The 11,940-nt window shown below is 62.6% G+C and carries 12 protein-coding genes; 6 read left to right on the top strand and 6 right to left on the bottom strand.

Annotated elements, in window-relative coordinates; genetic code table 11:
* Positions 1-31 precede the first annotated feature (31 nt).
* Complete coding sequence (locus AC07OO_RS03305) at positions 32-430, top strand: hypothetical protein (RefSeq protein WP_495080628.1); 399 nt, start codon at positions 32-34, stop codon at positions 428-430.
* 15 nt (positions 431-445) lie between these two features.
* Here AC07OO_RS03305 and AC07OO_RS03300 read toward each other — a convergent pair whose 3' ends face one another.
* From AC07OO_RS03300 to AC07OO_RS03290, 3 genes are all read right to left on the bottom strand, one after another.
* Positions 446-1,294: an alpha/beta hydrolase gene (locus AC07OO_RS03300; RefSeq protein ID WP_495080627.1), complete on the bottom strand. Its 849-nt coding sequence runs from the start codon at positions 1,292-1,294 to the stop codon at positions 446-448.
* 63 nt (positions 1,295-1,357) lie between these two features.
* Positions 1,358-2,185 carry a substrate-binding periplasmic protein gene (locus tag AC07OO_RS03295; protein ID WP_495080626.1) on the bottom strand — a complete coding sequence of 276 codons (828 nt, stop codon included), beginning with the start codon at positions 2,183-2,185 and terminating at the stop codon, positions 1,358-1,360.
* 62 nt (positions 2,186-2,247) lie between these two features.
* On the bottom strand, positions 2,248-3,912 hold the full coding sequence (locus AC07OO_RS03290; RefSeq protein ID WP_495080625.1) for a phospholipase D family protein: 1,665 nt from the start codon (positions 3,910-3,912) through the stop codon (positions 2,248-2,250).
* Between the two features lie 292 nt (positions 3,913-4,204).
* On the opposite strand from AC07OO_RS03290, the gene AC07OO_RS03285 reads away from it, so the two are divergent.
* Positions 4,205-5,035, top strand: a complete 831-nt coding sequence (locus tag AC07OO_RS03285; RefSeq protein WP_495080624.1) for an alpha/beta hydrolase — start codon at positions 4,205-4,207, stop codon at positions 5,033-5,035.
* 30 nt (positions 5,036-5,065) lie between these two features.
* Here AC07OO_RS03285 and AC07OO_RS03280 read toward each other — a convergent pair whose 3' ends face one another.
* Positions 5,066-6,754, bottom strand: coding sequence for an AMP-binding protein (locus tag AC07OO_RS03280; protein ID WP_495080623.1), 1,689 nt, complete (start codon positions 6,752-6,754; stop codon positions 5,066-5,068).
* 235 nt (positions 6,755-6,989) lie between these two features.
* On the opposite strand from AC07OO_RS03280, the gene AC07OO_RS03275 reads away from it, so the two are divergent.
* The gene (locus AC07OO_RS03275) at positions 6,990-7,517 is read left to right on the top strand and encodes a GNAT family N-acetyltransferase (protein ID WP_495080622.1); all 528 of its coding nucleotides are present in this window, start codon (positions 6,990-6,992) and stop codon (positions 7,515-7,517) included.
* A 3-nt stretch (positions 7,518-7,520) separates the two neighbouring features.
* On the opposite strand, the gene AC07OO_RS03270 is transcribed toward AC07OO_RS03275, so the two are convergent.
* Positions 7,521-8,048, bottom strand: a complete 528-nt coding sequence (locus AC07OO_RS03270; RefSeq protein ID WP_495080621.1) for a winged helix-turn-helix transcriptional regulator — start codon at positions 8,046-8,048, stop codon at positions 7,521-7,523.
* Positions 8,049-8,147: 99 nt separating this feature from the next.
* On the opposite strand from AC07OO_RS03270, the gene AC07OO_RS03265 reads away from it, so the two are divergent.
* Positions 8,148-8,708, top strand: a complete 561-nt coding sequence (locus AC07OO_RS03265; protein ID WP_495080620.1) for a tautomerase family protein — start codon at positions 8,148-8,150, stop codon at positions 8,706-8,708.
* 21 nt (positions 8,709-8,729) lie between these two features.
* Complete coding sequence (locus tag AC07OO_RS03260; protein ID WP_495080619.1) at positions 8,730-9,554, top strand: enoyl-CoA hydratase/isomerase family protein; 825 nt, start codon at positions 8,730-8,732, stop codon at positions 9,552-9,554.
* Here AC07OO_RS03260 and AC07OO_RS03255 read toward each other — a convergent pair.
* Positions 9,541-10,659, bottom strand: a complete 1,119-nt coding sequence (locus AC07OO_RS03255; protein ID WP_495080618.1) for a beta-ketoacyl-ACP synthase III — start codon at positions 10,657-10,659, stop codon at positions 9,541-9,543. The two genes, AC07OO_RS03260 and AC07OO_RS03255, sit on opposite strands and share 14 nt — an antisense overlap.
* A 171-nt stretch (positions 10,660-10,830) precedes the next feature.
* On the opposite strand from AC07OO_RS03255, the gene ahr reads away from it, so the two are divergent.
* The gene (ahr, locus tag AC07OO_RS03250; protein WP_495080617.1) at positions 10,831-11,859 is read left to right on the top strand and encodes an NADPH-dependent aldehyde reductase Ahr; all 1,029 of its coding nucleotides are present in this window, start codon (positions 10,831-10,833) and stop codon (positions 11,857-11,859) included.
* The last annotated feature ends 81 nt before the right edge of the window (positions 11,860-11,940 follow it).

Here is an 11,940-nt window from a genome sequence, read left to right as displayed (position 1 = left end):
CTGGAAATGATCAACCCATCAGGAGACATAGTTGAAATTTATTGCCAAGACACCGCAGGCCCTGTTTCGCAACCGCAGCGCGCTCTTCGCAGCAGCGCTTGTTGTGATGGGTGGACTGGTTTCCGTACACGCGGCGGAGCCGTCGCCCGCCGGCAAAGCCATGCCCAAGAGCATGAACCCGGCAGACAGCTATGCGGCAGTCTGCATGCAGGCCGTGGGCATTCCTGATCCCTACGGCGAGGCGGACCTCAAGGGCAATGCCAAGCTGCCCGACTATTGCAAGTGCTTTGGCGAGAAGTTTTTGGCGCGCGCGATGAAGGCCAACCCCGGCACGCCGCCGCCTTCGCTGGAACAGCAGAACAAGGAAGAGTTTGCGATGCGGCAGTCTTGCCGCGCCCAGTTCAATCTGCCGGCACCCAAGAAGCAGTAGCCGCGGCTTGCCGCGCTAAAGGTCCGCCAGCGCGCGGGCGTAAGCGCCCAGGTAGTCGTTGAAGTTCTGCAGATCGTTGTGCGCTGCGCCGGGTATGAACACCAGCGTGGCCTTGGGCGCCAAGGCCTTCAGCGCTTCGCTGTGGCGCGGTGCGATCAGGGTGTCTTTCTCGCCGTGCAGCAGCAATAGCGGGTTGCGGATCTGCGCCACCACCTGGTCCGTGCGCAAGGGGTAGCGCAGCACGGCCTGGGGCACCCAAGAGTAATGTTCCGCAGCCACGGCTGCCATGCTGCTATAGGGCGAGACCATGACGGTCAGATCGGGTGCATGGGCATTGGCCAGTTCGGCCGACAGGCCAGCAGCAAGGCCCGAGCCCAACGAGCGGCCGTAGACCACCAGCTTCTTGCCCGCATACTGGGGTGCCACCGTGGCCCAAGCGGCGCGCACGTCGGCCCGCAATTGCTCTTCGCTCTCGATCTTGCCGGTGCTCTTGCCATAGCCGCGGTAGTCGAACATGAACAGGTCGTAGTTGGCACGGCGGTAGTAGTCGGGGTTGACGAACCAGCTCTCCAGACTGCCGCCATTGCCATGCAAAAAGAACACTACGCCCTTGGGGTTGGGCAGGCGCAGGTGCAGGGCCGACAGCTTGGCCCCCGGCACGTCAATGGACAGCTCCTGGATATCGGGCGCCTTGGCCAAGGGGTGGTTGGCAGCCAGCACATCGGGCGCAAACAGCAGCTTCTCTTGGCGGAACCACAGCCAAGTCAGCACCAGCCCATAGAGCACACAGCACAGGACGGCCAGGCGTGCGGCGTAGATGAACAGGCTCATACCCAGGGGGCGGCGTGTAGCAAGAGGGGACATAGCGGCATCATCGTGCAAGGGTGGTATTCACTGGGGCGCAGTGTAGCCACTTCAGACCTGGCGCTATTTGGCAGCGGGTGGAGTGCCCACCAACGGAAAGCGCCCGGAGGCTTTGAGGCTTTTGATGGTGCTGCGCAAGGCCGCCACCAGGCGCGGATCGCTTTGCGCGCTGACCAGCAGCCACAAGGGGTTGCTCAAGGGCTGTATGGGCAGCAGGGCCTCGAAATCTCCCAGGTTCAGCCCGGCCTGCTGCACGCGGTAGGCAAAGCTGATGTCGGGGTGCGCGAACACATCGATGCGCCCCGCCAACGCCATGCGGAAGTTCAGGATGTTTTGCGGCACGGTGTCAATCGTGCTGTTGTCGCCGTCCTGGCCCACCCCTTGGGTACGGAGCCATTCGTGGAAATTCGACCCGTTCTGCACACCAAAGCGCAGACCGTGGCCCTTCAGGTCCGCCAGACTTTTCAGCTGCGGTAACGGGTGGTCCTTGGCGTGGTACAGCCATAGCTGGTAGGGGGACACCTGGGTCAGCCAGATGTACTTGTCCTCGCGCTCGGGCGTGCGTGCGGCGCTCAACAGCAAGACATTGGGCTGGCGCTCCGCGATGATCAGGCCCCGCTTGAGCGGCACAAACTCGAGCGGGCGCACCTGCAAAGGGATGCGTTGCTGCACCTGGGCCAGTAGCTCTTGCGTGAAGGCATAGACGTAGCCAGTGGGCTCGTTCTGCTCCGACAGGTATTGCAGCGGTGCAAAGGTATCGGCGTAGACCGCCAGGTTCAGCGGCTGGGGTTGCTCGGCCTGCGCTGGCCCGGCGCAGCAGGCCCACAGAACAGCCAGGCCGACTACCAAGGTGCGGCGCATCTTCAAATGGTTTGTTTGTGCGAAGGGCATGGCGTTGGGCGGGCCGCGGTGCGCGCGGCTCGGCCCCCCCGACTATAGTGGCGCCGCCCCGTCTACAACAAGCTTTCGGACACGAAGGGCGACAGCAGCCAGAGCTTGAAGCGCAGCAAGTAGTCCATGTCGGGTTCGTCGTCCAGCACCTCGGTGCGGCCCTCGCCCTTCAATGCGATCCAACGCAGGCTGGCGCCGTCGGGCTTGAGCATGACGCGGTGGACATGGTTCACGTCTTCGGGGCGTGCGGCATTGAAGAAGCGCAGCACACGGGCCGCGAATTCGGGGCTTTGGATCTTCAGTATCACTTCAGTATTGGTGGTGGCCGAGCGTTGATCCAGATTCATCGAGCCCAAAATCGTGGTCTTGCGGTCGATGAAGGCCATCTTCGCGTGCCAGCGTGAGCGCGATGCACCGGGGCCGTTGCGCGTGTCGCCGGTGCCCGCCAAGGGACTCAATTCGTACAACTCTATGCCCATCTTGAGCATGGGGATGCGGTAGCGCTCATAGGCCAGGCTGGCCAGGGGCTCATCAGTCGTGGCCATGGAGTTGGTGATCACCCGCACCGGAATGTTGTAGGAACGTGCGGTCTTCAGCCCTTCCATGCCCACGGTTCCCGGAACGAAGTAGGGCGAGAACAGCATCAGCTCGGAGCGGGCATCGTGGAAGGAAGCCAGCGTGTGGTAGACGACCGTCTTTGACATTTCGGTGGGTGAGGTGCCGCGCAACACCTTGTCGGGGTCGTCGGCAAAGGCGCTGGTCTCGGCCCACACCAGTTGTTGCAGGCCGCCTGCCAGATCGGCCGATAGCAGGGGTACGCCATAGGCGTCGAGGGTGGCCTTGGACGGCGCCGTCTCATTGCCATAGGCCGCAACGGCTTGGTCGAACAGCGCGCGCAGTTCCGCAGGGGATTCGGCGGGGCGAACGATCTCCGCGATGGGGAACACGTGGGGGCTGTTCCAGTAGCTGTCGAATATCGTCTGCAACTGTGGCACCACCGGGCCTACCGCCAGCGCGTCGAAGTCGATGAAGTTGTCGGAGCCACGCAGGAAATAGCCGTCGGCCATGTTGCGGCCGCCCACAATGGCCATGGCGCCATCGGCCAGGAACAGCTTGTTGTGCATGCGGTGGTTGAGGCGTTTGAAGTCCGTTGCTAGGCCCATCAGGCGCCCCACCGACGTGCTGCGCCCGCCACCAAAGGGGTTGAACAAGCGCACCTCGGCATTGGGGTGGGCGGCCAGGCCCAGCAGCAGGGTGTCGGTGCCCTGGGTGTAGAAGTCATCCACCAGCAGGCGCACACGCACGCCACGCTGGGCCGCGTCGCGCAGTTCGCGCAGTAGCAGGTGGCCGATCTCGTCATCGCCAACCAGGTAGTACTGCAGGTCTAGCGACGACTGGGCTTGGCGTATCAACGTTAAGCGGGCGTCCAGTGCCACGGCGGCTTCGGGCATGGGCCGCAGGCCGGAGGGTGCGGCGGTGGGTTTGCCAGTGGCATCGGCGGGTGCGGTCGTGGCCTGTTGCGCCGCGGCCTGCAAAGCCAGGGTTCCCAGTGCGGTCTGTGCCGTTGCGGCAATCGCGTGGCTGGGCTCGCGTGGTGCGGGTGTGGGCAGGCTGGCGCAGGCGGTCAGTGCTAACAGCAGGCCCACCACCAGGCCACGCCGCCACCAGCGGGTGGTGGCGGTCGCGTGGGACGGCGTTGAGTGGGTGGAAGCAGCGGCGGTCGACATGGCGGCGTATAGCAGTGTGTATGGCTTGGCGTGACTATGGCCGCGCCCCGGCATGCGAACAAGCTGGCTGCGACCAAGCAACCGGCAGCCGGTGGAAAATGCCGTTGGGCGGCGCGAAATGACGCGAGTGTGCCAGGGTTTCTACCAAGCTGGCGTGCGCACGGTCATTGGCTTTCCGGTAGATACTGCAAGCCTCAAAAGCACAGGCCTGCTGCGCCGCCCAGCGCGGGTACAGGCCTCTTCTTTTTCTAAAACATCTATCCATTCAATTCATTGGAGCGAGGCATATTCGATGACGAGCTTTTTCCATTCTTGTACGAGGACAACCCTGGGCCTTGGCCTTGCGATGCTGCTGGCATTGCAGGGCTGCGGCGGGGGCGGTGGTGGCGGCAGCAGCCGTATCGAGGTGCCGGTCACGCAACCGGTGGCCGCCGGCCAGGCAGGCGAAACGCGAACGGACTCCATCAAATCGGTGCAGACCGACACCACCTACAACCTGCGCATCTACCTGCCCGGCGGCTACGATGCCACCAAGGCTTACCCCATCATGTACGCGCTGGATGGCGACACCAACTACACGACCATTGCCGCACAGATGGACGCCCTGAAGGTCAAGGCCATCGTCGTGGCCGTAGGTCGCGGTGACTTGCGCACACGCGACTACAACCTGCCCGGCGCCTACAACTACTACAAGTTCCTGACGCTGGACCTGATCCCCTACATTGAGGCCCAGTACAAGGTGGCGGCGGACAAGCGCACACTGGAAGGCCATTCCTTTGGCGGCATGATGGTGGGTATTGCGCTCTTCCTGGACCGCAAGGGGGGCCGTTACTTCAACAACTTCATCGCGCAGGAAGGCACCTACGACATTGATGCCACCACCACGGCCACCATTGCGCAGTTGGAGCAGCAGGTGTTTGATGCCAGTGGCGGGCAAATGCCGGTGACCGTTGTGCTGTCCGATTCGCTACAGCAGTATTTCTTGATGAGCCGTGGTTTGAACGACAAACTCAAGGCCCGCAATTACCTAGGCCTGAATTTGAAGCTGATGGAATACAACCAGTCCCACGGCGGCATGTTCTCCGACTCGTTGACCGACTCCCTGCGCGTCGTATACCCCTAGGGGAACGCGCAGGAAGGTGCAACGTAACGTCTACGCGGCCCAGATCACGGGCTTGCGTTGGCCCAGCCAGGCCTCGTACTGGCTGGCATAGGCCTCCTCCACGCGCATGCGCTTGACCTTGAGTGTAGGGGTCACAAAACCGTTCTCGGGCGTCCAGGCCGTGCTGATGGCGGCCAGGCAGTCCAGCTTTTCGTGCGGCTCCAGCTTGGCATTGACAGTGGCCAAATGCTGGGCCAGCGACTCGGTCAATGCGGCCCGTGCATCCGCCGACGCGCTGCGCGCTACCGCATCTTGCGACAGCATGACTAAACCCAGGGGCTGCGAGAAATTGGCCCCGGTGACGGCACAGGCTTCGATGTCGGGGTGCAGCACCAGCAGGTCTTCGATGGGTGCCGGCGCCACGTATTTGCCCTTGCTGGTTTTGAAAATGTCCTTGACGCGGCCGGTGATGCTCAGGTAGCCCTGGGCGTCGATCTTGCCCTTGTCCCCGGTGCGCAGCCAGCCGTCGCTGGTCATGGCGTCGGAGGTGGCCTGGGTGTCTTTGTAGTAGCCCTGCATCAGCGAGCCACTGCGCATCTGGATCTCACCGGTTTCGGGGTCTATGCGGCTTTCGATGCCGTCATAGGGCAGTCCAACCGATCCGATCAGGCGCGAGCCCGGCAGCGTGGCGTGCGAGACGCCGCAGTTTTCGGTCATGCCGTAGACCTCGATCAGGTCCAGGCCCAGGTCGCGGTACCACTGCAGCACATCGGCCGGCATGGGCGCCGCGCCGCCCGCGGCCAGGCGGCATTGGTCCAGGCCCAGGCCTTTGAGGATCTTGCGCCGCACCAGTCCGCGTATGACCGGGATGCGCATCAGACGCTTGAGTTTTTCTGCCGGCATCTTGGAGAACACGCCTTGCTGGAACTTGACCCACAGGCGCGGTACCGAAAAGAAGACCGTGGGGCGAGCGCGTTGCAAGTCCTGAACAAAGGTGTCCAGCGACTCCGCAAAGAAGATGTGGCCGCCAAACCGCAGCGCACCCTGTTCGATCAGCATGCGCTCGGCCACGTGGGCCAGCGGCAGGTAGGAGATGTAGCGCTCCTGGTCAGCCATTTTCACGCGCCTTGTGGCAGTGTTCAGGCCCCAGGCCATGGCACGGAAGGTCTGCACCACACCCTTGGGTTTGCCAGTGGTGCCCGAGGTGTAGATGATGGTGCACATGGCATCCATGGGCGGCGCGGGGTTGCCGGCGATTGGGGCATTCTTGGTCAGCAGATCGGTCCACAGCAGGGCATCAAGCACGGGTGCCAGTGGCATGGAGATCAGCGGAATGTCGGCGGGCACACCCGTTTGCAGATTGTCTGTCTCATCCATCTTGCCGACAAAGCAGGCCTTGGCCTCGCTGTGCGCGAGGATATAAGCCAGGGCTTCACCATTGAAGGTGGGGTAGATGGGAACCGACACATAACCGGCCATCAGAATGGCCACGTCGGCCAGTATCCAGTGCGCGCTGTTCTTGCCGATGATGGCGACGCGGCTGCCCTCGGGCCAGCCCTGGGCCTTGAGCCAGGTGGCGATGCGCCGGGCCTGGTCGGCGGCCTCGCGCCAGGTGATATCCAACACCTGGCCGGCCCCCATGGGCTGGGTCATGAAAATCTGGTCGCCGCGCTCTTTCTCCCAACGGTAAAGGCATTGCAAGGGCAGGTCGCTGTTGGAGACGGTCACGGGTTCGGTCATGAAAAGTCCTGAAAGAAAAATGCAAAAAAAGTGAGCAAGGCAAGATCATTCTGTGAGGCCCTCCAGGTGCTGGCAATGGTGTTCACCCTAGGTGACGCAAGCCGCATACGCGGTGTTTCCCCCAATAGTCACCTGGGTGACCGGCGGCGCAAAAACCCTGTGCCAAGTTTGCAGCGACAATGCAGCCCCTAATTTCTCAATTAATTGTTTTGCTTCAGGCTTACGCTTAGACACCATGTCCGCTACGACTACTTTCACGGTTCGACCCGCCACCCTGCGCGATGCGAAGAGCATCACCGAACTCCACAACGCCAGTGTGTGCGAGGCTTTCAAGTCCGCCACTCCCAATGCGCCCGTGCCCGTGGCCGCCTTGGAGAAGAGCCAGGCCTATTGGCGCGAAGCCATCGAATACGCGGAACCCCAGGTGCAAGTGGCGCTGGACGGGGACACCATCGTCGGTTTCGTCGGCTTTGACCGCTCGCGCGACAAGGGAACGCCCCAGACCATGGGCGAGATCTGGTCCATCTATGTCGCCTCCAGCCATATCGGCCGCGGCGTGGGCCTGGCACTGTGGGACGCCGCCCGCGAGGGCTTGATGGAAGAGGGTTGCACCCACGTCACCGTATGGATTGCGATCGCCAATGACCGCGCGCTGCGTTTCCACGAACTGGCCGGCTTCAAGCGCGAGCCCAGCAGCGCCAAGACCGTGCCCATTGGTACGGCGCGTGTCGAAGAAATCCGCCTCAAGCGGGCGCTGAGCTAAGCCTCAGTCTGCAGGGAGCGCCGTGGCACGCTCCCGAATGTCCTTCAAGGCCTTGGCAACGGCCTTGGCCTCCGCACCCTTGGCACCCGGACCCGCCTCGAAACTTACCGATTTGGCATCCACCGGCACGCCGCAATGGCTGCAATAGGCGCCGGCCGGCATGATCTTGCGGCACACCAAATGGCGCACCAGTACCGGCGGGCCACCGGTGTGGTCGCGGTGCGTATCGCCCCATCGCATGAATTCCAGCAGCAGTGGCAAGGCATCCGCGCCCAGCGCGGTGAGCCGGTATTCGAAACGTGGTGGGCGTTGGCTGTAGGCATGGCGCTCCATCAGGCCGTGGCTGACCAAGTGCTTGAGCCGGTCCGCCAGCACCGTGCGTGACACCGGCGATAGCGACAAGAAGTCCTCAAAGCGCACCGCACCGCGGAATGCATCTCTCAAGATCAACAATGCCCAGGGGTCTGCAATGGCATCGCTGGCGCGCGCGATCGAGCACAACTGGGGTTCGGGTTTGGGCGGACGGCTCATGTCACCAGTTTAACAGTTGTGAGTAGCAAATAACTACTTACCTATGTTAAGCTTTGCGAGTAGCAATTCGCTACTGACTGATTTCACGGAGAAACTGACATGCCTTTGTTCCAAGTTGAATACCCCAGCGGCAGCCTGAATACCCAGCAAAAGTCCGCCTTGGCCGAGAAGCTGACCCATCTGTTGCTGCTGATCGAAGGCGGGGCGGACACCCACGGCGGGCGTGAGCTGTCGTATGTGTTGTTTCGCGAAGTGCCCGCCGACGATTGGTACGTGGGTGGCTCCACGGGGCCGCAGTATGTGGCGCCGGGTGGCAAGTTCATCATCAACCTCACCATTCCGGAGGCATCGACCACGCAATCGTTCAAGGAGCAGATTCACAGAGAAGTCAATGCCGTACTGGCCGAGGTGCTGGGTTGGAAGAGCCCGCAGGACGGCATAAGTGCCTGGGTTATGGTCCGCGAAATGCCTGAAGGGAGCTGGGGTGCCAATGGGCAGACCTATACGCTGGAGCGCATTGCCAAGCACGCCGCTGTGCCGCCAGACCCATTGCGCCGCCAGTTTGTGCAGGGCTACTTCGCGGCCAAGGGCATGTTGTACGGTAAAGCGGGCTTTCCGGCGGATACGTCGGGTTTGTACAAGCCCAGCACTGGCGTCTGACCCAACCCAAGGCACACCACCATGCACAACACGCAAACCCCCGCTGTTTTACGCCGCACCGACAGCGGCGCCATAGCCACCGTCGTCGTGGACAACCCGCCTATCAACCTGCTGGATCGCACGCTGATATTGGCGTTGGGGCAATTGGTTGATGATCTGGAAAAAGACGAGACCATCAAGGTCGTGGTCTTTCGCAGTGCAAGCCCCGACTTCTTTGTGAACCACTACGACATTTCTGGCCGCTCATCCGACTTGCCACCCGGTGCCCATGTGCCGGCACTGTTTCGGCGCATCGCCCGTTTGCCGCAAGTCACGATGGGCGAAATCCGCGGCCGTACGCGTGGCGCAGGCAGTGAATTTGCGCTGGCGTTGGACATGCGATTCGCCTCACTGGAGAAGGCAGTGCTGGGTCAGCCCGAGGTTGGCGTTGGTCTGCACCCGGGCGCGGGCGGCAGCCAGCGCTTGCCCAGCCTCGTCGGCCGGGGCCGGGCGCTGGAGATCATGCTGTCGGGCGATGACTACGATGCCCGGACCGCAGAGCGCTACGGTTGGATCAACCGGGCGTTGCCGGATGCGGAGCTCACCGCTTTTGTCGACGCGCTGGCTCTTCGCATCGCCTCTTTCCCCGCACGGGGCATCCGCAATACCAAGGAGATGGTCAACCTGGCAACGCTGCCGCCCGATGCGCTGCTGGCGCAAGAGACGGAGCGCTTTGTGCAGGCGCTGCGCGATCCGCATACGGTGGAGCGCGTCAAGTGGCTGTTTGCCAACGGCGCGCAGACTGCGGGCGAATTGGAACGCGACTTTGGTAGGTTTCTGGCCTTGATGCCGGTCAGTGCTTCTTGACGATGGCGCTGCCAATCGAGTAGCCCGCACCAAACGAGCAGATCACGCCCACTTCACCGGCCTTGAAATCCGCCTTGTGGCGGTGGAAGGCGATGATGGAGCCTGCCGACGCGGTGTTGGCAAACTCGTCCAGAATGATCGGCGCTTCTTCTGGGCTCACGTCACGGCCCAGCAGTTTGCGGGTGATGAACTGGTTCATCGACAAGTTGGCCTGGTGCAGCCAGAAGCGGCGCACGTCGGTGGGCGCCATCTGGTGCGAGGTCAGATGGTTGGCAATGTGCTCGGCCGCCATGGGGCAGACTTCCTTGAACACCTTACGGCCTTCCTGGCGGAAGAGTTGGTCGCGGTCTTCGGGGTCGCGGTCTTCGGCGCGCGACATGAAGCCGGCGTTGTTGCGGATGGCGTTGGAGAATGTGGTCTGCAAGCGCGTACCCAGAATCTCGAAAGCGCCGGCGGGCGCCAGATCCATGCGCTCCACCAGGATGGCGGTGCACACATCACCAAAGATGAAGTGGCAGTCGCGGTCCATCCACGCCAAGTGGCAGGAGGTGATTTCGGGGTTGACCACCAGAATGGCGCGGGCCGAGCCGGTGCGCACCGCGTTGTAGGCCATCTCCAGCGCAAACGTGGCGGAAGAGCAGGCCACGTTCATGTCGAACGCATAGCCTTCAATGCCCAGTGCGGTCTGGATTTCCACACCCATCGCGGGGTAGGCGCGCTGCATGTTGGCGGCGGCGCAGTAGACGCCGTCCACGTCCGCAGCCGTCTTGCCTGCGTTGGCCAGCGCGTCTTGTGCGGCCTTGACGGCGATCTCGGCCATCATGGACAACTCGGTATCGGGGCGGGCCTTGAATGCCGGGCGCATGCGGCGTGGGTCCAGCACGCCGGACTTTTCCATCACGTAGCGGCGCTTGATGCCCGAGGCTTTTTCAATGAACTCGACGTTGGAGTCGGTGAGGGCGGTGCGGGTGCCGGCGGCAATCTCGTCCGCGTACTTTTCGTTTTCGAGTGCGGCGTAGGCGTTGAAGGCGGCTACCAACTCCTCATTGGTAATGACTTCGGGTGGCGTAAAAATGCCTGTGCTGCTGATGGCGACGCGGTGCATAGTAAAAAGAACTTCTGTGAGAGGGGGGATTTGTATCGGCACATCCGATGCCGCGCTGATTATGCGCCGGGTTTCTCTAGAGATTGCCCAGTCGCCACGGTTACAAACCCAGGGGAAACCCGGGCGAGAATGTACTAAGCTCACCTGATTTACGCTAAGGAGACTCTCGCCATGGCCCCAACAACAACGTTTCGTGCCTGGGCCGCCACCAGCGCCGGCAGCCCCCTGGAGCGGCTGGATTACGACCCCGGTGAACTGCACCCCGAAGACGTGGAGATCGCCGTTGAATACTGTGGCGTCTGCCATTCCGACTTGGCCATGGTCGACAGCGAATGGTTTCCCGCCACCTACCCGCTGGTGCCCGGCCACGAGATCATCGGCACCATCACTGCCGTAGGCGCGCAGGCCAAGGGCCGCAGCGTGGGCCAGCGCGTGGGCATAGGCTGGCATAGCAAGAGCTGCTGCCACTGCAACTTCTGCATGGGCGGTGAGCAAAACCTGTGCACCAAACGCCAGCCCACCATCATTGGCCGCCACGGCGGCTTTGCCGACAAGGTGCGTGCGCACTGGGGCTGGGCCCTGCCGATACCCGAGGGCGTGGACCCCGCCAGCGCCGGCCCGCTGATGTGCGGCGGCGGCACGGCCTTCTTGCCCTTTGTGATCCACGGCATCAAACCGACCGACAAGGTCGGCGTGGTCGGCATTGGCGGCCTGGGTCACCTGGCCGTCAAGTTTGCGCACGCTTGGGGCTGCGAGGTGACCGCCTTTACCTCCTCGCCCTCCAAGCGCGAAGAGGCGCTGTTGCTGGGCGCACACAAGACGGTCAGCAGCGTGGACGTCAAAGAGCTGAAGGCGATAGCCGGCACGCTGGACTTCTTGCTGGTCACCGTAGGCGCCAGCCTGGAGTGGGATGCGCTGATCGGCACACTGGCTCCCAAAGGACGTCTGCACCTGGTGGGGGTGGTGACTGAGGCCATGAAAGTGAAGACCGGCGGCCTGCTGTCTTGGCAGCGCAGCATCTCGGCATCGCCCACGCCATCACCCGTGGTGCTGACCAAGATGATGGAGTTCTGCGCCCGCCACGGTATTGCGCCGCAGGTGGAGCATTTCCCCATGGGCAAGGTCAATGACGCGCTGGACCACCTGCGTTCGGGCAAGGCGCGCTACCGGGTGGTGCTGGATGCGGATTTCGCCGGATGACTTTTGAGGAACCTGGCGCTAGCCCTCGTAAAATAAGAATGAGCCGCTATTGATTTCGTAGTAAATTGAGGGGCTTACGGA

It is taken from the genome of Rhodoferax sp. GW821-FHT07G04 (assembly GCF_059418585.1).
Note: the sequence above shows the minus strand (reverse complement) of the source record. Positions and strands in the feature narration are given on the sequence as shown.

Bases quoted from the DNA above. Each gene is read 5' to 3' on its own strand.
- AC07OO_RS03300 (WP_495080627.1), bottom strand. From the start codon at position 1,294: ATGTCCCCTCTTGCTACACGCCGCCCCCTGGGTATGAGCCTGTTCATC.
- AC07OO_RS03295 (WP_495080626.1), bottom strand. From the start codon at position 2,185: ATGCCCTTCGCACAAACAAACCATTTGAAGATGCGCCGCACCTTGGTA.
- AC07OO_RS03290 (WP_495080625.1), bottom strand. From the start codon at position 3,912: ATGTCGACCGCCGCTGCTTCCACCCACTCAACGCCGTCCCACGCGACC.
- AC07OO_RS03285 (WP_495080624.1), top strand. From the start codon at position 4,205: ATGACGAGCTTTTTCCATTCTTGTACGAGGACAACCCTGGGCCTTGGC.
- AC07OO_RS03280 (WP_495080623.1), bottom strand. From the start codon at position 6,754: ATGACCGAACCCGTGACCGTCTCCAACAGCGACCTGCCCTTGCAATGC.
- AC07OO_RS03275 (WP_495080622.1), top strand. From the start codon at position 6,990: ATGTCCGCTACGACTACTTTCACGGTTCGACCCGCCACCCTGCGCGAT.
- AC07OO_RS03270 (WP_495080621.1), bottom strand. From the start codon at position 8,048: ATGAGCCGTCCGCCCAAACCCGAACCCCAGTTGTGCTCGATCGCGCGC.
- AC07OO_RS03265 (WP_495080620.1), top strand. From the start codon at position 8,148: ATGCCTTTGTTCCAAGTTGAATACCCCAGCGGCAGCCTGAATACCCAG.
- AC07OO_RS03260 (WP_495080619.1), top strand. From the start codon at position 8,730: ATGCACAACACGCAAACCCCCGCTGTTTTACGCCGCACCGACAGCGGC.
- AC07OO_RS03255 (WP_495080618.1), bottom strand. From the start codon at position 10,659: ATGCACCGCGTCGCCATCAGCAGCACAGGCATTTTTACGCCACCCGAA.
- ahr (WP_495080617.1), top strand. From the start codon at position 10,831: ATGGCCCCAACAACAACGTTTCGTGCCTGGGCCGCCACCAGCGCCGGC.